Consider the following 18,518-nt stretch of genomic DNA (forward strand, 5'->3'; position numbering starts at 1 on the left):
CCGAAGCCTGTCGACCGGCCGCCAAGAGCCGGCATGTTTCTCAAGGGAGGTCACCTTATGTCGAAAACCGGATGGTTCGGCGCCTTGGCGCTCGCCGCGCTGGCGCAAATCGTCCCGGCTACGCCGGCCTACGCCCAAGCCTGGCCGCAGCGGCCGGTCAGCTTCATCGTGCCGTTTCCGGCCGGCGGCGGCACCGACGCCTTCGCTCGTCCCCTCGCCGCCCAGCTCGAGCAGCAGCTCGGTCAGCGCATCCTGATCGACAATCGCGGCGGCGCCGGCGGCACGGTCGGTGCCTCGGCCGCGTCCAAGGCCGCGCCGGACGGCTACACCTTCTTCATCGGCGCAGCGCACCACGCCATCGCGCCGGCGCTCTATCCCAAGCTCGACTACAACATCCAGACCGACTTCATTCCGATCGGGGTGATCGCCCAGCCGCCGCAGGTCGTCGTCGTCCATCCTGGCAAGGTCCAAGCCAAGACGCTGGCCGAGTTGATCGACTTCGCCAAGAAGAATCCCGACAAGCTGAACTATGGCTCGGCCGGCAACGGCACCACGCACCATCTCGCCGGCGAGCTGTTCAAGCTCACCACCAAGATCAACCTGACCCATGTTCCCTATCGCGGCGCGGGCCCATTGATGCAGGACCTCGTCGCCGGCCAGGTCGATCTCGCCTTCGACGGCCTCGGTTCCTCGGCGGCACAGATCTCCAGCGGGACGCTGCGGGCGCTCGCCGTCGCTGCGCCCAAGCGCGCCAGCGCCTTTCCCGACGTGCCGACGACGGCGGAAGCCGGTGTGCCGGGCTACGAGGTCTCGACCTGGTACGCGATGTGGGCGCCGAAGAACACGCCGCCCGAGATCGTCGCCAAGATGACGACCGAGGTGCAGAAGGCGCTGGCTTCGCCCATGGTGACCGAGGCCTGGAAGAAGAATGGCTCGGAAATCCCGAACCTCTACGGCCCCGCTTTCGGCGATTTCGTCAAGACCGAGGTGGCCCGCTGGGGCAAGGTCGTGGCCGAGGCCAACGTCAAGCCGGACTGAGCCTGCAGGCACTCACCCGCCCTCGCCCGCGTCGTCGATCACAGCGCGGGCGATCGCGAGGCTGAAACCGGCCCGCGCCAGCGCAGCGACATGCTTCTGGCGCTGTTCTGCGCGGTCGCCACGGCTCCACGGACCGAGGCGCTTGCGACGGGCGGCGATACGCGCCGCCTCCAGTTCGACAGCCTCATCCAAGACGGCTGTCTCAGCGACAAGCTCGCGTCCGACACCCTTGGCAGCGAGCCCGGCCGCGACGGCGCGCGTCGAGCGCCCCTTGCGGCGCAGGCTCTGCGCCTTCGCCTCGGCGAAGCGGCGATCGTCGACGAGGCCGGAGGCCACAAACGACGCGACGATCTCCTCCACCATCCCCCGGAAGGTTTGCGGCTCCTGCCCGTGATGGCGGCAGCTGCGTTCGACCTTGCGCAGCAGGACGCGCTTCAATTGCGCCGCCGGCACCGAATAGCGCTCGAGATAATGCAGGGCGGCGCGGCGCAGATAGGCCGCATCGATCCGCCTCGGCGCCGGCCGATCTCGCGGCCCCCGCTCCTCGTCCGGTTTCAATGCCAAGCTAATCGAACCTCGGCTTGCCGCGGCTCGACTTGACCGAGGAGCGCTTCTCTTTCGAGGCCAGGCGCCGTTCCTTCGAGGCCTTGGTCGGTTTGGTCGGCCGCCGGACCTTCGGGCGCACTTCGGCCTGCCGGATCAAGTCGATCAATCGCGCCAGAGCCTCCTCGCGATTGCGGCTCTGGCTGCGATGCTCCTGCGCGGTGATGACGATGACGCCGTCCTGCGTCAGCCGGCTGCCGGCGAGCTTCATCAGGCGGATCGCCACCTCGTTGGGAAGAGAGGCCGAGCGGCGGGCATCGAAGCGGAGCTCGACCGCGGTCGAGACCTTGTTGACGTTCTGCCCGCCTGGGCCGGAGGCGCGCACGAAGCTTTCCTCGATCTCGCTGTCGTCGATCGCGATGGACGGGCTGACTTGAATCATGGGAGGAGGCTACCTCAAGCCATGGAGAATTGCAGCGATGAAGCCTTCGCGTGACATCGAGCGCCTGATCGAGATCATGGCCGCATTGCGCACGCCCGGCACGGGCTGCCCCTGGGATCTCGAGCAGGATTTCGCCTCGATTGCCCCCTACACGATCGAGGAGGCCTATGAGGTCGCCGATGCCATCGCGCGTGGGGATATCCTCGATCTCAAGGACGAGCTCGGCGACCTTCTGCTCCAGGTGGTCTTCCACGCCCGGATGGCGCAGGAGCAGGGCAGCTTCGCTTTCCCCGACGTGGTGGAGGCGATCACATCCAAGCTGATCCGCCGGCATCCGCATGTCTTCGGCGATGCGCGCGATCTGTCGCCGGCGCAGGTCAAGGCGCTGTGGGGGCAAATCAAGGCGCAGGAGAAGGCCGACAAGGCGCGTGCAAGGGCGCTGGCCGGCTTGCCCGAGCCGCCTGAGGCCAAGGGCGTGCTTGCCGGCGTACCGACCACCTTGCCCTCGCTGACCCGGGCCTGGAAGCTCCAGGCCAAGGCCTCGACCGTCGGCTTCGACTGGAACGATGCCCGGCTCGTGCTCGACAAGATCCGCGAGGAGACCGCCGAGATCGACGAGGCGCTCGCCGGCGGCGACAAGGCCGCGATCCAGGAGGAAATCGGCGACCTGCTCTTCGTGATCGCCAACCTCGCCCGCCATGTCGATGCCGATCCCGAGGCCTGCCTGACGGCGGCCAACGCCAAGTTCGAGCGCCGCTTCGCCGGCATCGAGGCAGCGCTGGAGCAGGAAGGGCGCGAGCCCAAGCAGGCCTCGCTCGACGAGCTCGAGGCGCTCTGGCAGCAGGTCAAGCGCGCCGAGCGTGCCACCTCGTGACCAGACGAAAACGCCGGGCGCGAGGCCCGGCGTCGATAAGCTTTTTTCGCCTGATCGACCGATCAGGGCTTCGGAGCCGGGGCAGGCGTCGCGCCGGGAGCCGGAGCCGCGCCGGGAGCAGCCGGCGTGCCGGGGGCCGGAGCGGCGCCAGGCGTGGCATCGGCGCCGCCGAGACGCTTGCGCAGCTCTTCCTGGCGCTTGGCGAGCTCGTCCTGCAGCGCCTTCTGCTGCTCTTCCAGCACCTTCGGGTCGATCGGCGCGCCGTCGAACGCCTTGGCGAAATCAGCCATCGGAATGGCGAAGGTGACCTCGCGCGCGCCCTGGTTCTGCACGCTGATGTTGAGGGTGTTGCCCTTCTTCATCGAATTGATGAAGTCGTCCTTGACCTGCGCCTCGGCGAAGCAGCCATTCGGGAAACAGATCGCGTAGCGGCCCGGGGTCGGCTGCGCAGTATCGACGCCAAAGCGGATGCCTGGCTGCAGCAGCAGGCCCAGCGGCATCAGGAAGCGCACGATCTTGTTGGCGTCGCCCTTCACGTCATAGACCGCGACGGCGAGCACGGGCTGGCCCTGGTCCGAGACGAAATCGCGCGTCGTGTAGCAGATTTCCTTGTTGGCAGCCTGGTCCTTGCCGCAGACCTTGGTCCAGCTCGTCTGCGACGGCTCGGGCTTGACCTGGACGAGGGTCGGGCCGGTCTGCGCGGCCTGGCCCTGTGCCGGGGCGGGCTGCGCCGGGGCAGGCTGGGCCGGCTGAGCCGGGCGGCTCGCAGGGCGTTGCGGCTGCGCCTGCTGGGCGAGCACGGAGAAGGGGGCGAGAGCGACGGCGGCGCCCAGCACGAGCGCGAGGCCGCGGACCGTGCTCTTCGCGGTGGCGCCCTGGCTCTTGAACAGGCGGGTCGAAGCTGACATCTGCGATTCCTTGACCATGGAAACTGGTTCGGCTGCCATGACCGGCAGCGTGCATCACCCAAAGCTCAACCGGCAAGGTGCCGGAGCCGGTAGCGGCGTGAGCACATCAGGCGCGATTGAGGCGTTTGAATGACGCCCGGCCTGCGTTTAGCGAGTTCCGTCGCAGGTTTCCAGCCCGAAGAGCGCCACGCGACAAGTTTGATCGCATGTTATCCTGCGGCAGGGAATCAGGTTTGAGCATGCATCGACGCAACCACGCCTCGGCGCGCCCGGCATGGGTTTTCGGGCTCGTCATCGCGAGTCTCGCGGCTTTCGGCCTCGCGGGCAGCATTGGTGCGACCGCCGCCGAGAACGACAACGCCATCGCCATGCATGGCGAACCGGAGCTGCCGAAGGGCTTCGAGCATTTGCCCTATGCCGATCCCAAGGTGCCCAAGGGCGGGCGAATCATCTTCGGCCAGCAAGGCACCTTCGACAGCCTCAACCCGCTGGTCGTGCTCGGTGTCGCTCCCGATGCGGTGCCACGCTATGTCCAGCAGAGCCTGCTTTTCCGTTCCGCCGACGAACCCTTCACCGCCTATGGCCTGCTGGCGAGTAAGGTCGAGCTCAATTCCGAGCGGACCCGCCTCGCCTTCCAGATCGACCCGCGCGCTCGCTTCTCCGACGGCAGGCCGGTGACGGCGCAGGACGTGATCTTCACCTTCGAGATGCTGAAGACCAAGGGCAAGCCGTTCCATCGCTCCAGCCTGGCGCGGGTGACCAAGGTCGAGGCGCCCTCGCCCGACCGGGTCGTCTTCGAGCTCGGCGACGGCTCCAACCGCGAATTGCCGCTGGTGATCGGCGCCATGCCGATCTTCGCCAGGCACGCCACCGACGCCGAGAAGTTCGGCGACACCAGCTTCAAGCCGGCGCTCGGCTCCGGCCCCTATCTCGTCGAGGAGATCAAGCCCGGCGAGATGCTCCGTCTGAAGCGCCGCAAGGATTTCTGGGCGGAGGATCATCCCCTCACCCGCGGGCTCTTCAACGCCGAAGAGATCCGTTATGATTTCTACCGCGATTCCAATGCTTTGTTCGAGGCTTTCAAGGCCGGGCTTTACGATTTCCGCCTCGAAAGCGATCCGACGCGATGGATGACCGGCTACGACGTCCCGGCCGTGCGCGACGGCCGGATTATCCGCGACACCTTCCGCTTCCAGACGCCCAAGGGCATGACCGGGCTGGTTTTCAACACCCGCCGCCCGCAATTCGCCGATATCCGCGTCCGCGAAGCGCTGGCGATGCTGTTCGACTTCGAATGGGCGAACCGTAACCTGTTCCACGGCGTCTATCGCCGCGCCGGCAGCTTCTTCGCCGACAGCGAGCTCTCGGCCCTCGGCGTTCCAGCCGACCGGCGCGAGAAGGCCATGCTCGCGTCCTTCCCCGGCGCTGTCCGCGACGACATCCTCGCCGGGACCTGGGCTCCTGCAGCAACCGACGGCTCCGGCCGCGACCGCGACCAGGCCCGCCGCGCGCTCGATCTGCTGGAGGCCGCCGGCTACAAGCTGAACGACGGACAGCTGCGCAAGGACGGTAAGGGCGAGGTCTTCGGCTTCGAGATCACCGTCACCAACCGGCCGCAGGAGCGGCTGGCGCTGAACTATGCGACCTCACTGGCGCGGCTCGGCATCGCCGTCTCGGTCAGGCTGATCGACGATGTCCAGTACTGGCGCCGGCTCTCCACCTTCGATTTCGACATGATCCAGTGGACTTGGCCGGCCTCGGCCTCGCCCGGCAATGAGCAGATCGGCCGCTGGGGCTCAGCCAATGCCGAGCGCAAGGGCGCGCTCAACTACGCCGGCGTACGCTCACCCGCGATCGACGCGACATTGCAGGCGCTGCTCGCGGCGCGCTCGCGCGAGGATTTCGTCGCGACCGTGCGCACGCTCGACCGGCTGCTGCTCTCGGGATTCTACGTGGTGCCGCTCTATTACCTGCCGGAGACCTGGCTGGCGCGCTCCCGCGAGATAACCCTGCCCGAACGGCGCCCGAAATTCTTCTTCTCCACCGAGACGCTGGCGCGGCTGCCTACCCCGCCTGCGCCCGCGAACTAGGCCGGCCAATGCGCATGGGCTCAGACGAAATCTCCATCGGCGCGCTGGTCGAAGGGCTCGATTTCGACAGCCTGCTCAAGGCGCTGGCCGCGCGCCGCGGTTATGAACCTGCTTTCCGCGATCCGCCGGGCCGGCGTGACTGGAGCGATTTCGCTCCAGGCGCCTTCGGCTTCGCCGAGCTCGACGGCCGGGTCGACCGGCTCGCCAACCTGTTGCTGCTGGCCAAGCCCCAGCCTGGCGCTTGCGTCGCGATCCTCGCCCCGCTCGGCCCCGAGGCTCTGGTCTCGCTTCTCGCCAGCCTGCGGGCCGGCCTGTCGCCGATGATGCTGCCCGCGCATGCCAAGGAAGCGGAGCTGCTGCCATTGATCGAGCGCTCCGGCGCGGTGATGGCGCTCGGCGTGCCGCGGATCGGCGATCTGCAGCCGCTGCACCTGCTGCGCGACGTTGCGGCGCGCTCCTTCGGCATGCGCTTCATAGGCGGTTTCGGCGCGCGCGTGCCGGATGGCGTCGCGGCGCTCGAACCGCTCCTCGGCCATGGCGCCACGCCGTCGGCGCTGCCGCCGGCCACGATCCGGGCCCCGATCCGTGTCGTCGATGGACACAGCCTCGCAGGCCCCTTCCCGGTCAGCGAGAAGGAAGTCTTGGCCAAGGCGCTCGAAATCTCGCGCGTGCTGAAACCGCTCGCCTCGTCGCGCATCATCACCACGCTGGTCGGCGGCGACCTCGCCGCGCTCGCGACCGGCCCGGGCATCGCGCTGCTCACAGGTGTCGAACTGCTGCCGCTCGGCCTGTTCGTGCTCGATGATCTGCGCGCCTGCCTGGAAGGCGGCCGCATGGTCCATCTCGTCATTCCCGCAGCAATGGAGCCGGCACTGGCGCGCTCCCGGCTCGGCGGCCACAAGGCGCTGACCAGCCTCGTCGTCACCCGACGTGCCGGAGAGGATGACGGACTGCCGCGCCTCGACCGGCCGGATCTCGCCATCGTCGACGTGATCACGCATGAACCGGGCCGCGTCGAGATCAGGCGACGCAATCCGGAGGGACCGCACTGATCGGCGTGCCGCTCATGCCCGGCCCCGTCTGCCAGCCGTCCGGCTCAGTTGAACCGGGAGATCGAGCCGGGACGAGGATCCCGCATGTGCCGGCTGCTGGTGGAAGGCTCAAGTCACTTTGTCGTTCTGCGTGCAGTTCGTTGCCGTGACGGTGAAGCCGATGTCCTGCTTGCTCCATCCGCCGCCATCTTCCCAAGCATGCGAGACGGACTGCCCGCATTTGAAGAGCTGGAGCACCGAGGCGGAGGAGTTTGCCGGAAGCTGTTTGCCGTTGACGAACAAGTGATTCGACGTGTTGGGATCATCCGTCCGGATCGTATAGATCGACCCCGATTCACCGCGCTTGCATTGCCCCCCGGAGTTGGGTGCCTGCCCAGGCGGGCAGCCATTGGTCGAGACCTCCATTTTGAGGTAGATCTTGTCATAAACGCCAAGATCGAGCGTTTGATTCAGCGAGCCGGTGACAGAGCCGGTACCTCTGCCGTTCGCCCCGCTCTTGTCGGTGGGCTGATAGACCATCGATGCGATTTGCGTGTCGGCGGAATCGCCGGGCTTGTGAACCCACAAAGTGACCCGCTTCCAATACCATCCATAGGCATAGTCGAGCTTGAAGGTGATCTGGCCAGGGGCCGGCACGGGGGTGTGCACGATTGTACATGACCGCTCGACCTGCAGCGCGACGGAACTATAGCCGATAATGCCGGCAAAGGCGTTGGCGCTGGCACCGCTGGCGCGGATGGTAATGGCATCGTCGACGATAGTGCTCGCGACCGCGACACCGGTTTGCCCGTCCTCGGTCATCTTCTTGTTGGTGATGTCGTTGACGACGGAGGTATAATCCTGCTTCGCATTGGCGCCTGCCTGCGCCCTGCGGTAACTGACCTCTATCGAGGAATGCTGACAGCTCAGTTCGACCGCGCTGGCCATGCGCTGGCGTTGCGCCGCGGCTCGCGAAATGTCGATGCCGCCACCGACCGCCAGCGCGAGCATCGGCACGGCAAGCCCGAACATCAGAGCGGTAGAGCCTCGGACATCCCTCAGAAACGATCGAAACTGAACAGACATCGGAGCATCCCCAGCGCTTCTTCGCGAATTTCTCAGGAAAGGCATAGGTGCGGAGATATTGAAGAAATATTTCCTGAATATGCGATTGTACGAGGCATCGCGTGGGAGGCCCGACATCTTGCAATTCATAAATCAAATGCAGATAATCTAGCCTTTAAATGATTCATAAAATGCAATGGATTGATTCATAAAACGAGTAATTATCAGTATTAAATGCAATATTAATTTTTATTTGCAAGAAAATGCTTGAATATAGATACAGAAAAATCAAGATTGAGTATCATAAAATTTGTATTCAAATAGAATTGAATGAGCATCAAAAATCGGCGAGCTCGATAAATGGCGGCCGACGAGCATGCACGCGATCTCCCTCCGAGGTGAAGAGAGCCAGGTGCGAGCAGCTCCGGAATGCCAAAACGATGCGATTCCACAGCACCTTCCACTGACAGGCCAGGCGCTCATTCCAGCGCTTCCCTCGCCCAGTAGCGGAGCGAGGAAGTCAGTCGTGGCACTTCGCCCAAGAACGAAGGCGCCCTCGGTCAGGCCGCCTTCTTGCGCTCGGCGATGCGCGCGAGATCGGTGAGGAGCCGGCGAGTGCCTTTCAGCCGCTGCTCGGCATCGTCGAAATCGTCGATGAAGACGACGCGCATGTCCGGGCGAACCTTGGCCAGCGTGCCCTGCTTGGCGACGTAGGAGACAAGACCTTCCGGGTTGGCGAACTCGTTGTCGCGGAATGCGACGATGATGCCCTTCGGCCCGGCCTCGACCTTCTCGACATTGGCGCGCTTGCACAAAGCCTTGATCGCGACGATCTCCAGGAGCTGCTTGACCTCCTCCGGCAGCGGCCCGAAGCGGTCGACCAGTTCGGCACCGAAGGACTGCAACTCGCCGTCGTCGTCCATGGTCGAGAGGCGCTTGTAGAGCGTCAGCCGTAGCGTCAGATCGCCGATATAGTGCTCGGGGATCATCACCGGCGCGCCGATCTGGATGGTCGGCGACCAGTGCGCGTCGCTCTCGATCTCGATTCCGGCCTTGAGCGCCGCCACCGCCTCCTCCAGCATCTGCTGGTAGAGCTCGTAGCCGACTTCCTTGATATGGCCGGACTGCTCGTCGCCGAGCAGGTTGCCGGCTCCTCTGATGTCGAGGTCGTGGCTGGCGAGTTGGAAGCCGGCGCCCAATGTATCGAGCGATTGCAGAACTTTCAGGCGCCGGTCGGCCTGCTCGGTCAGCTTGCGGTTGGCCGGCACGGTGAAGAGCGCATAGGCGCGCACCTTGGAGCGGCCGACACGGCCCCTGAGCTGGTAGAGCTGTGCCAGGCCGAACATGTCGGCGCGGTGCACGATCAGCGTGTTGGCGGTCGGGATGTCGAGCCCGGATTCGACGATCGTGGTCGAGAGCAGGATGTCGTACTGGCCCTCGTAGAAGGCCGTCATCACGTCCTCCAGCGTGCCCGCAGCCATCTGGCCGTGCGCGATACCGACCTTGCACTCCGGCACCTGCTTGTCGAGGAAGTCCTTGACGTCGGCGATGTCCTCGATGCGCGGCACGATATAGAACGAGCGCCCGCCCCTGTACCGCTCGCGCAGCAGCGCCTCGCGCACGATCAGCGGATCGAAGGGCGTGACGAAGGTGCGGACCGCCAGGCGGTCGACCGGCGGCGTCGCGATGATCGAGAGCTCGCGCACCCCGGTCATGGCGAGCTGGAGCGTGCGCGGGATCGGCGTCGCGGTCAGCGTCAGCATGTGGACCTCAGCGCGCATCTCCTTCAGCCGCTCCTTGTGGGCGACGCCGAAATGCTGCTCCTCGTCGACGATGACGAGGCCGAGATCCTTGAAGTCGATACCCTTGCCGAGCAGCGCATGGGTGCCGACGGTGATGTCCATCGTCCCGTCGTTGATGCCCTGCTTCACCGCCTTGAGATCGGGCGCCGAGACGAAGCGCGAGGCCTGGCCGACCTTGACCGGCAGGCCGGCAAAGCGCTCGGCGAAGTTGCGATAGTGCTGGCGCGCCAGCAACGTCGTCGGCACCACGACTGCGACCTGCTTGCCGGCGAGCGCGGCGGTAAAGGCGGCGCGCAGGGCGACCTCGGTCTTGCCGAAGCCGACATCGCCGCAGACCAGCCGGTCCATCGGGCGGCCGGCGGCGAGGTCGTCGAGCACGGCGTCGATGGTGTTCTGCTGGTCCTCGGTCTCCTCATAGGGGAAACGGGCGCAGAACTCGTCATAGAGCCCGTCCTGCGGCACGAGGCGCGGCGCTTCCTTGAGGGCGCGCGCGGCGGCGATCTGGATCAGCTTGCCCGCCATCTCGCGGATGCGCTGCTTCAGCTTGGCCTTGCGGGCCTGCCAGCCACCGCCACCGAGCCGGTCGAGCACGACCTCGGTGTCTTCCGAGCCGTAGCGCGAGAGCAGCTCGATATTCTCTGCCGGCAGGAACAGCTTGGCGTCGCCGGCATAATGGATTTCGAGGCAGTCATGCGGCGCGCCGGCCGCCGTGATCGTCTGCAGGCCGATGAAGCGGCCGATGCCGTGATCGACATGGACGACGATGTCGCCGGGGGTCAGCGAGGACAGCTCGTTGATGAAGTCCTGTGGCCGGCGCGCCTTCTTGCGCGGGCGCACCAGGCGGTCGCCGAGAATGTCCTGCTCGCCGATGACCGCGAGCTTGCCAGCCTCGAAGCCGGTCTCGAAGCCCCAGACGGCGAGCGCCGTGGTGCCGGGCTTGAGATCGAAGGCAGCCCGCAAGCTGCCGGTCATCTGCACGGTCTTGAGGCCATGATCGGCCAGCACATGGGCGAGGCGCTCGCGCGAGCCCTCCGACCAGGCGGCGAGGATGACGCGGCGCCCCTCGCCTTCCAGCGCCTTCACATGCGCGACGGCCGCGTCGAAGACGCTGCCGGAATTGTCGGCGCGCTCAGCCGCGAAGCTCCGGCCCTGCTTGCCGCCGAGATCGACGACGAGCTTGCCCTCGCTCTCCGGCAGCTGGAACGGCGTCAGCGAGGCGACGCCGGCCTCGCCGACAATGCCGCGCCACTCGGCCGGCGTCAGGTAGAGCGACTCGGGCGGCAGCGGCTTGTAGGGCACCGAGCCCGGCGAGGGCTGGTCGAGCGCGCTCTTGCGGGCGTCGTAATAATCCTTGATCAGGCTGATGCGCTCAGCCACCGCATCATCGGCGTGATGGTCGAGCACGATCGGGACATCGGGCAGATAGGTGAAGAGCGTATCGAGCTTTTCCGCCAGCAGCGGCAGCCAATGCTCCAGGCCGGCCGGGCGCCTGCCCTCGCTCACCGCTTCATAGAGCGTATCGTCGCGGCCGGGCGTGCCGAAGGTCGAAATATAGGACTGGCGGAAGCGACGGATCGAATCGCTCGTCATCTGCGCCTCGGACATCGGCACGAGGTCGAGCCCGCGTAACTGCCCGGTGGTGCGCTGCGTCTCCGGATCGAAGGTGCGGATCGATTCGAGCGTGTCGCCGAAGAAGTCGAGCCGGATCGGCGCCGGCATGCCCGGCGGGAAGAGGTCGACGATGCCGCCGCGCACGGCGAATTCGCCGGTCTCGCGCACCGTCGAGGTCCTGAGATAGCCGTTGACGTCGAGCCAGCGCGCCAGCTCCTCGGTGTCGACCATGTTGCCCGGCGCCGCCGAGAAGCTCTCGGACGCGACCTTGCCGAAGGCCGGCACGCGCTGCAGCGCGGCGTTGACGGTGGTCAGCAGCAAACGCGGCCGGTCGCCCGACTTGGTCCGGGCGAGGCGCGACAGCGTCGTCATCCGGTGCGCCACGATCGAGGGCGCCGGCGAGACGCGGTCATAGGGCTGGCAGTCCCAGGCCGGGAAGCTCATCACCTCGAGATCGGGCGCGACGAACTGCAGCGCGTTCTCCAGCACCTGCAGCCGCTGGCCATCGCGGGCGATGAAGACGATCAGCGCCGGGCCTTCCGACTTCTTGGCGCGGGCGCGCGTCAGGTCGGCGAGCACGACGGCGTCGAAGCCGTCGGGCACGCCGGCGAGCATCGGCTTGTCGCCGCGGTTCAGCGCATCGAGGATGCGCTCGAGCTGCGGCTTGGCGATCTGGGCGGGAGGCGGAATGCTCATCGGGCAATCAATCTCAAGGCGTCATTCTCGGGCTTGTCCCGAGAATCTCAGGACCAGAGCCCGCTGGTTTCCGAGATGGTCGGGTCAAGCCCGACCATGACGGCAGTTCAGACATGGATCGGCTTGTCGTGCTGATGAAAGGCCTTCAGCCGCCGGAAGACCTCGTTGTCATAGTTCTCCGGCACCTCAGCCTCCCCCGTCACCCAGCTCAGCAGGTCGCGGTCGAGCACCTCGATCAGCCGCTCGAACTCGTCGAGCTCGGCCTCGCTCAGATTGCCGATCTGCGCATCGGCGAAACGGCCCATGATCAGGTCCATCTCGCGCATGCCGCGATGCCATGAACGGAACAGGATCTTGCGCCGGCGCGGGTCGAGGTCGGCGCTGCTACGGGTCGAGCCACTCATCATCGGCCTCGCGAAATGGAAATAGGGCCGGCCCCGTCGCGGAGCCTGCCGTCGCGAGCTATATAGCGATGCCATCTCGCGAAGTCAGCGGCAGGAATGCCACCGGCCTCGCACTCCTGACATGCCGTGAAGCCATTGCGCCCATCCGTCCTCGATCCGCTCTTCGCCCCGGCCACGACGCTCGCTGGTGTCGGTCCCAAATCGGCCAAGTCGCTCGACAAGCTCTTGGGCGACGAGACGCATGCGGCCCGCGTCATCGACCTGATGTTCCATCTGCCGACCGGGGCGATCGACCGGCGGCCGAGCGAGAGCATTGCCGAGGCGCCGATCGGCGAGATCGCGACCTTCTCGGCACGCGTCACCGAGCACCGCCCGGCACCGCCGACCAAGGCCAAGGCGCCCTATCGCATCATCGTCGAGGACGAGACCGGCGACGTCACGCTGGTCTTCTTCCATGCCGATGTCCGCCATCTCCTGCAGACCCTGCCAATCGGCGCCTATCGCATCATCTCGGGGAAGCTCGAACTCTGGGACGGCATGCGCCAGATGGTGCATCCCGATCGCATCCTCGATCCCAAGCTCGCCGCCACCCTGCCCTCGGTCGAGCCGGTCTACGGGCTGACCGAAGGCATTGGCGGGCGCGTCATGGCGCGCATCGCCGCCGGAGCGGCCGAACGCTGTCCCGAGCTGCCGGAATGGCAGGACGAGGCCTTCGCGGCCCGCAACGACTTCGCGCCCTTCCGCGATGCCATCCATGCCTTGCATCACCCGGTCGATCTCAAGGCGGCGACTGGCGAAACGGTCGTGCGTCGGCGCATCGCCTATGACGAATTGCTGGCGAGCCAGATCGCGCTCGCGCTCGCCCGCCGCCAGCAGAAGAAGGCGGCCGGCCGCACCACGTCCGGCGACGGCGCCCTGCGCAACGCCATCGAGAGCGCCCTGCCCTTCACGCTGACCGATGGCCAGCGCAAGGCGATCGCCGACATCCATGACGACATGGAAAAACCCGAGCGCATGCTGCGCCTGCTCCAGGGCGATGTCGGCTCGGGCAAGACCGTGGTCGCGCTGATGGCGATGGCCGCTGCCGCCGAGGCGCGGCGGCAATCGGTGCTGATGGCGCCAACCGAGATTTTGGCCCGCCAGCATGCCGAGCGTCTCGCGCCTCTCGCCGACAAGGCCGGGCTCAAGCTCGCTTTGCTCACCGGTCGCGAAAAGGGCGCGGGCCGCCGGCAGGTGCTGGAAGGCCTGGCCAATGGCGAGATCGACATCGTCGTCGGCACCCATGCCCTGTTCCAGGAGGGTGTCGCCTTCCATGACCTCGCTTTGGCCGTCGTCGATGAGCAACACCGTTTCGGCGTGCATCAGCGCCTGCTGCTCGGCGCCAAGGGCGAGGCGGTCGATATCCTGGTGATGACCGCGACGCCGATCCCGCGCACGCTGGCGCTGACCTGGTTCGGCGACATGGATGTCTCGATCCTCTCCGAGAAGCCGGCCGGCCGGAAACCGATCACCACGCGAGCGATCTCGCTGGAGCGCTATGACGAAGTCGTCGGTGCGGTCGGGAGGGCGCTGGAGAGCGGCGCGCAGGTCTACTGGGTCTGCCCGCTGGTGCAGGAATCCGACACGCTCGACGTCGCGGCGGCAGAGGAGCGCTTCGAGGCGCTGCAGGGCCTCTTCGGCGACAAGGTCGGCCTTCTGCACGGCCAGATGCCCGGGCGCGACAAGGACGCTGCCATGGCCGCCTTCTCCGGCGGGCAGACGCGCGTGCTGGTTTCGACCACGGTGATCGAGGTCGGCGTCGACGTGCCCAACGCCTCGGTGATGGTGATCGAGCATGCCGAGCGCTTCGGCCTCGCCCAGCTCCACCAATTGCGCGGGCGGATCGGGCGCGGCTCGGCCGCCTCGACCTGTCTCCTGCTCTACAAGGGCCCGCTCGGCCAGGTGGCGGAAGCGCGCCTTACCATCATGCGTGAGAGCGAGGACGGCTTCCGCATCGCCGAGGAGGATCTGCGCCTGCGCGGCGAAGGCGAGGTGCTCGGCACGCGCCAGTCCGGCTCGCCCGACTGGCGCATCGCCCGCCCTGAGATCGACGGCGATTTGCTGGCGGCAGCGCGCGACGATGCCCGCCTGCTGATCGAGCGCGACCCGCAATTGGAGTCGCCGCGCGGCCAGGCGATCCGGACGCTGCTCTATCTGTTCGAGCGCGACGTCGCGATCCGCCTGCTGCGGGCGGGCTGAGTCGGGCCTCGCTACGCGGCCTGAGCGTTTTCGGCCGTCTTGGACGGGATGCGCGCCACAACCTTGAGCTCGAAGTCGAAACCGGCGAGCCAGGTCACGCCAACGGCAGTCCAGGTCGGATAGGGCGGCTCGCCGATTTCCTCGGCGCGGATGGCCATCATCTTCTCGAACTGCGTCGCAGGGTCGGTGTGGAACGAGATGACATCGATCATGTCGTCGAAACTCGCTCCCGCCGCCGCCAGCACGGCGCGCAGATTGGCGAAGGCGCCCCGGACCTGGTCTTCGTACACCGGTTCGGGCGAGCCGTCTTCGCGACTGCCGACTTGGCCGGAGATGAAGAGCAGATCGCCATGCCGGACGGCGGCCGAGTATTGATGGATGTCGTAGAGGGCGTGGCGGTTGGCTGGGAAAATCGCGTCACGTTTGGACATGTCGGTTCCTTTTCTCGGTTTGCGAACGCACGCGGCCTCGCGGCTGGTTCGCTCTTGCTGACATGACGTAGCGCGGGACCATTGTTCTGATTAGCCGTTGAAATCGACACAAGTTGATGCAGATTAGCCAGTAATGGCTCGCCCATCGCTCAACGACCTGACCGCTTTCGTCACCGTCGCGACCCGCCGGAGCTTCCGGCGCGCGGCGGATGAACTCGGCACCGCGCCCTCGACCTTGAGCCATGCGATGCGCGCCCTTGAGGAGCGCATCGGGGTGCGGCTGCTCAACCGCACGACGCGTAGTGTCTCGCCGACGGAAGCCGGCTTCGAACTGCTTGGTCGGCTTCAGCCGGCGCTCAGTTCGTTGGACGAAGCGCTCGACAGTATCGCCACCTTCCGCGGCAGCCTTGCCGGCACCGTCAGGATCAACGCGCCGCGGCTGGGAGCTGCAATCCTTGTCCGCGATATCCTGCCGGTGATGGCGGAGCGCTTTCCCGATGTAACCGTCGATCTCATCGTCGAGGGAAAGCTGATCGACATCGTCTCAGCCGGGTTCGATGCCGGCGTGCGGCTCGTGGATTCGATTCCGAAGGACATGATCGCCGTGCCCTTCGCTGGCTCAGTCAGCTTCATCTGCGTCGCGTCGCCCGCTTATCTCGACGGTTTCGGCGAACCCGGGACGCCCGACGAGCTCACGCGCCATCGCGGCATCGGCCACCGCGTGCCGGGCGGCAAGCTCTATCGCTGGGAGTTCGAGCGAGCCGGACAGGCGCTGGCGATCGAGACCAGCGGACCGGTCATCCTCGACGACGAGGAGCTGATGGTGGATGCCGCCATCAACGGTCTCGGCATCGCCTATGTCGCAAGCCCAGCCGCGGAGGCCGCACTGGCCGAGGGACGCCTCCGCAGGGTTCTGGAGCCTTGGACGCCCGCTCCCGAACGGGTCGCGATCTACTATCCCGGCCACCGCACCGTGCCGCCGGCGCTGCGCGCCTTCCTCGATGTCGTCAAGGCTGCGCGCGAGAAGCAAGAGCAATCCTGATCAAGCGGCCCCGCCTCGCCTCCGCCATGGTGCCGGCGTTTCGTGAGTGAGCCATGGACCCGATCAAGAAAGCCCTCTGGTGCATCGAAAGCCGCTTCGCCTCCGAACTCTCGCTCGACGAGATCGCAGAGCTCAGCGGTGTCTCGCGCTTCCATCTCAGCCGCGCCTTCGGCGCGGCGACCGGCCGCTCGGTGATGCGCTATGTGCGCGAGCGCCGGCTCTCGGAAGCGGCGCGCCAGCTCGCCGACGGTGCGCCGGACATCCTCCAGGTCGCACTCGACTGGGGCTATGGCTCTCACGAGGCCTTCACCCGCGCCTTCCGCGAGCAATTCGGCATCACGCCGGAGGAGCTGCGCTCCAGGCGTGACCTGTCATCACTTGCTCTCGTGGAGCCTCTGTCCATGCACGCCGCATCCCGCACTCTCCTCGCCGAGCCGCGTATCGTCACCGGCAAGCCCATGCTGATCGCCGGCTTCAGCGGTCATTTCTCGGTCGACAGCACGCAGGGCATCCCGCTGCTCTGGCAGAAGATCGCCCCGCATTTCGGCCACATCCCCGGTCAGAAGGGCTTCGTCGCCTATGGCGCGAGCTATAACTGCGATGATGTCGGCGCCTTCGACTACATCGCCGGCGCCGAGGTCTCCTCGTTCAGCGACTTGTCCGACGAGTTCGCAAGGCTGAGCGTGCCGGAGCAGCTCTGCGCCGTGTTCGAGCACAGCGGCCACATCACCGGCATCAAACAAACATTCGAAGCGATCTGGCGCGACTGGCTGCCCAAATCGGGCCGTGAGCCGGCGATGGGCGTGACGCTCGAATTGATGGACGAGCGCTTCGATGGCGCGACCGGCAACGGCATCGTCGAAATTTGGGTGCCGCTGAAGGGCTGACCTATTTCGCCCCGTCCGACATCGGTTGGCCGGGCTGGATCAGCCCGGCGGACATGATCAGCTTGGCGCCGTCCTCGACCGAGATCGACAGTTCCACGACCTCGCGCCGCGGCAGGTAGAAGAAGAATCCGGTCGTCGGGTTCGGCGTGCAGGGCAGGAAGACGCCGATCTGTTCGTCGCCATCGGGCAGCCTGCCGGCGATCTCGGGAGCCGCCTCCTGGGCGATGAAAACGATCGACCACATGCCCGGCTGCGGAAACTGCACCATGCCGACCTTCCGGAACGAGGTGCCGGACTGCGAGAAGATCGTCTCGAAGATCTGTTTCACGCCCTTGTAGAGGCCGCGCACCACCGGCATGCGGTTGAGAATCGACTCGCCGGCGCCGATCAGCGTGCGTCCGACGAGGTTCGCGGCGAAGAATCCGATCACCGTCAGGCCGATCAGCGCGATGATCAGGCCGAACCCCGGCAGCGGGAACGGCAGGTGGTTTTCCGGCCAGAACTGCGCCGGCACCAGCGGCTTCACCATGCCGTCGACCAGATTGATGAACCACCAGGTCACCGAGGCGGTGATCGCAAGCGGCGCCGCCAGCACCAGCCCAGTCAGGAAATAGCGCCTGAGTCTGGTGCCGAAGGTCGGCCGCAACAGATCGGGCTGGGCGACGAGGCGCGGATCGGGCATGCGGGCATTCATCGACGATCCGGGTCTCCGTCCGCTCTTGCGGCCCCGTCACGTTGCGCCGCACTATCGGACGATAGCCGAGCAGCAGCCGGTGGCTAGTCCCCGATTCGTCGATAGGCCTCGTGTCAGACCCCTCCAGACCACAGCGCCGCTGGCATCGGCCACTCTATATCGCGGCCGGCTGGGTCTGCACCGTGCTCGGCGTCATCGGACTGGTCATGCCATTGATGCCCGGAACGATCTTCCTGATCGCGGCGGCCTGGTGCTTCTCGCGCTCGTCGCCGCGCTTCGAGCACTGGTTGGTCAGCCATCCCTGGCTCGGGCCGCAGGTGGTGCGCTGGCAGGAGACGGGCGCGATCGCGCGCAGGACGAAGTACATCGCCTGCGGCTCGATGCTGCTGAGCTTCGTCGTCGTGGCGGCAACGGACGCGCCACCGATCGCGCTCTGGCTGAGCGGCGCCGGCCTGATCGCGGCCGGTACCTATGTCGCGAGCCGGCCGGAGCCTGAGGAATAGGCACCGGTCAGGTGCACCCGTCTTTTCGGGGCAGGCCGACAGGCCTCAGCCCGGAATCCATGAACATTGCCCATTCCGTCATGGTCGGGCTTGTCCCGACCATCCACGTCTTCGCTGGTCGAGAGTGGCGTTCAAGACGTGGATGCTCGCCACAAGGGCGAGCATGACGAACTGGAACAGTGTCGTGTTCATGGGTTCCGGGCTCGCCGCTCCGCGACG

The 18,518-nt window shown here is 66.4% G+C and carries 16 protein-coding genes; 8 read left to right on the forward strand and 8 right to left on the reverse strand.

Features of this window, described 5'->3' with window-relative positions; all coding sequences use genetic code 11:
• Nucleotides 1-57 precede the first annotated feature (57 nt).
• Entirely contained in the window at nt 58-1,038 is a 981-nt protein-coding gene (locus ACQKLX_RS00955; RefSeq protein ID WP_427358658.1) for a Bug family tripartite tricarboxylate transporter substrate binding protein, read from the forward strand.
• A 12-nt stretch (nt 1,039-1,050) separates the two neighbouring features.
• Here ACQKLX_RS00955 and ACQKLX_RS00960 read toward each other — a convergent pair whose 3' ends face one another.
• Both ACQKLX_RS00960 and arfB read right to left on the reverse strand, forming a co-directional pair.
• Complete coding sequence (locus tag ACQKLX_RS00960) at nt 1,051-1,602, reverse strand: regulatory protein RecX (RefSeq protein WP_427358660.1); 552 nt, start codon at nt 1,600-1,602, stop codon at nt 1,051-1,053.
• A gap of 1 nt (nt 1,603) precedes the next feature.
• Nucleotides 1,604-2,023: an alternative ribosome rescue aminoacyl-tRNA hydrolase ArfB gene (gene arfB / locus ACQKLX_RS00965; protein ID WP_427358662.1), complete on the reverse strand. Its 420-nt coding sequence runs from the start codon at nt 2,021-2,023 to the stop codon at nt 1,604-1,606.
• Nucleotides 2,024-2,060: 37 nt separating this feature from the next.
• On the opposite strand from arfB, the gene mazG reads away from it, so the two are divergent.
• Nucleotides 2,061-2,897 (forward strand): nucleoside triphosphate pyrophosphohydrolase, encoded by an 837-nt coding sequence (gene mazG / locus ACQKLX_RS00970; protein ID WP_427358664.1) that lies wholly within the window; start codon nt 2,061-2,063, stop codon nt 2,895-2,897.
• Nucleotides 2,898-2,959: 62 nt separating this feature from the next.
• On the opposite strand, the gene ACQKLX_RS00975 is transcribed toward mazG, so the two are convergent.
• Entirely contained in the window at nt 2,960-3,805 is an 846-nt protein-coding gene (locus tag ACQKLX_RS00975; protein ID WP_427358665.1) for an invasion associated locus B family protein, read from the reverse strand.
• 239 nt (nt 3,806-4,044) lie between these two features.
• Here ACQKLX_RS00975 and ACQKLX_RS00980 point away from each other — a divergent pair, with 239 nt between their 5' ends.
• Nucleotides 4,045-5,895 (forward strand): extracellular solute-binding protein, encoded by a 1,851-nt coding sequence (locus ACQKLX_RS00980; RefSeq protein WP_427359257.1) that lies wholly within the window; start codon nt 4,045-4,047, stop codon nt 5,893-5,895.
• 14 nt (nt 5,896-5,909) lie between these two features.
• Nucleotides 5,910-6,947, forward strand: coding sequence for an AMP-binding protein (locus ACQKLX_RS00985; RefSeq protein WP_427358667.1), 1,038 nt, complete (start codon nt 5,910-5,912; stop codon nt 6,945-6,947).
• A 108-nt stretch (nt 6,948-7,055) separates the two neighbouring features.
• Here ACQKLX_RS00985 and ACQKLX_RS00990 read toward each other — a convergent pair whose 3' ends face one another.
• The 3 genes from ACQKLX_RS00990 to ACQKLX_RS01000 all read right to left on the reverse strand — a co-directional run bounded on the left by ACQKLX_RS00990 (nt 7,056) and on the right by ACQKLX_RS01000 (nt 12,504).
• Entirely contained in the window at nt 7,056-8,141 is a 1,086-nt protein-coding gene (locus tag ACQKLX_RS00990; RefSeq protein WP_427358669.1) for a TadE/TadG family type IV pilus assembly protein, read from the reverse strand.
• A 410-nt stretch (nt 8,142-8,551) separates the two neighbouring features.
• Complete coding sequence (gene mfd, locus ACQKLX_RS00995) at nt 8,552-12,100, reverse strand: transcription-repair coupling factor (protein ID WP_427358671.1); 3,549 nt, start codon at nt 12,098-12,100, stop codon at nt 8,552-8,554.
• Nucleotides 12,101-12,207: 107 nt separating this feature from the next.
• Nucleotides 12,208-12,504, reverse strand: a complete 297-nt coding sequence (locus ACQKLX_RS01000) for an FAD assembly factor SdhE (RefSeq protein WP_427358673.1) — start codon at nt 12,502-12,504, stop codon at nt 12,208-12,210.
• A gap of 135 nt (nt 12,505-12,639) precedes the next feature.
• On the opposite strand from ACQKLX_RS01000, the gene recG reads away from it, so the two are divergent.
• The gene (recG, locus tag ACQKLX_RS01005) at nt 12,640-14,742 is read left to right on the forward strand and encodes an ATP-dependent DNA helicase RecG (protein WP_427359259.1); all 2,103 of its coding nucleotides are present in this window, start codon (nt 12,640-12,642) and stop codon (nt 14,740-14,742) included.
• A gap of 11 nt (nt 14,743-14,753) precedes the next feature.
• On the opposite strand, the gene ACQKLX_RS01010 is transcribed toward recG, so the two are convergent.
• Nucleotides 14,754-15,173 (reverse strand): RidA family protein, encoded by a 420-nt coding sequence (locus ACQKLX_RS01010; RefSeq protein WP_427358675.1) that lies wholly within the window; start codon nt 15,171-15,173, stop codon nt 14,754-14,756.
• A gap of 133 nt (nt 15,174-15,306) precedes the next feature.
• On the opposite strand from ACQKLX_RS01010, the gene ACQKLX_RS01015 reads away from it, so the two are divergent.
• Both ACQKLX_RS01015 and ACQKLX_RS01020 read left to right on the forward strand, forming a co-directional pair.
• Nucleotides 15,307-16,215, forward strand: coding sequence for a LysR family transcriptional regulator (locus ACQKLX_RS01015; RefSeq protein ID WP_427358677.1), 909 nt, complete (start codon nt 15,307-15,309; stop codon nt 16,213-16,215).
• 53 nt (nt 16,216-16,268) lie between these two features.
• Complete coding sequence (locus ACQKLX_RS01020; protein WP_427358679.1) at nt 16,269-17,102, forward strand: AraC family transcriptional regulator; 834 nt, start codon at nt 16,269-16,271, stop codon at nt 17,100-17,102.
• A 1-nt stretch (nt 17,103) separates the two neighbouring features.
• Here ACQKLX_RS01020 and ACQKLX_RS01025 read toward each other — a convergent pair whose 3' ends face one another.
• Nucleotides 17,104-17,796 carry a DUF502 domain-containing protein gene (locus ACQKLX_RS01025; protein WP_427358680.1) on the reverse strand — a complete coding sequence of 231 codons (693 nt, stop codon included), beginning with the start codon at nt 17,794-17,796 and terminating at the stop codon, nt 17,104-17,106.
• 110 nt (nt 17,797-17,906) lie between these two features.
• Between ACQKLX_RS01025 and ACQKLX_RS01030 the strand changes: the two genes are divergently transcribed.
• Complete coding sequence (locus ACQKLX_RS01030) at nt 17,907-18,299, forward strand: YbaN family protein (RefSeq protein WP_427358682.1); 393 nt, start codon at nt 17,907-17,909, stop codon at nt 18,297-18,299.
• Nucleotides 18,300-18,518 lie beyond the last annotated feature (219 nt).

It is taken from the genome of Allobosea sp. NPDC003192 (assembly GCF_050275675.1).
Taxonomy (GTDB): domain Bacteria; phylum Pseudomonadota; class Alphaproteobacteria; order Rhizobiales; family Beijerinckiaceae; genus Allobosea.

Excerpts from the sequence above, each read along its gene's own strand:
- ACQKLX_RS01025 (WP_427358680.1), bottom strand. The coding sequence starts at position 17,796 with ATGAATGCCCGCATGCCCGATCCGCGCCTCGTCGCCCAGCCCGATCTG.
- ACQKLX_RS01020 (WP_427358679.1), top strand. The coding sequence starts at position 16,269 with ATGGACCCGATCAAGAAAGCCCTCTGGTGCATCGAAAGCCGCTTCGCC.
- ACQKLX_RS00990 (WP_427358669.1), bottom strand. The coding sequence starts at position 8,141 with ATGAATTGCAAGATGTCGGGCCTCCCACGCGATGCCTCGTACAATCGC.
- arfB (WP_427358662.1), bottom strand. The coding sequence starts at position 2,023 with ATGATTCAAGTCAGCCCGTCCATCGCGATCGACGACAGCGAGATCGAG.
- ACQKLX_RS00980 (WP_427359257.1), top strand. The coding sequence starts at position 4,045 with ATGCATCGACGCAACCACGCCTCGGCGCGCCCGGCATGGGTTTTCGGG.
- ACQKLX_RS01015 (WP_427358677.1), top strand. The coding sequence starts at position 15,307 with ATGGCTCGCCCATCGCTCAACGACCTGACCGCTTTCGTCACCGTCGCG.
- ACQKLX_RS00985 (WP_427358667.1), top strand. The coding sequence starts at position 5,910 with ATGGGCTCAGACGAAATCTCCATCGGCGCGCTGGTCGAAGGGCTCGAT.
- mazG (WP_427358664.1), top strand. The coding sequence starts at position 2,061 with ATGAAGCCTTCGCGTGACATCGAGCGCCTGATCGAGATCATGGCCGCA.
- ACQKLX_RS00975 (WP_427358665.1), bottom strand. The coding sequence starts at position 3,805 with ATGTCAGCTTCGACCCGCCTGTTCAAGAGCCAGGGCGCCACCGCGAAG.
- ACQKLX_RS01000 (WP_427358673.1), bottom strand. The coding sequence starts at position 12,504 with ATGAGTGGCTCGACCCGTAGCAGCGCCGACCTCGACCCGCGCCGGCGC.
- ACQKLX_RS00955 (WP_427358658.1), top strand. The coding sequence starts at position 58 with ATGTCGAAAACCGGATGGTTCGGCGCCTTGGCGCTCGCCGCGCTGGCG.
- ACQKLX_RS01010 (WP_427358675.1), bottom strand. The coding sequence starts at position 15,173 with ATGTCCAAACGTGACGCGATTTTCCCAGCCAACCGCCACGCCCTCTAC.
- mfd (WP_427358671.1), bottom strand. The coding sequence starts at position 12,100 with ATGAGCATTCCGCCTCCCGCCCAGATCGCCAAGCCGCAGCTCGAGCGC.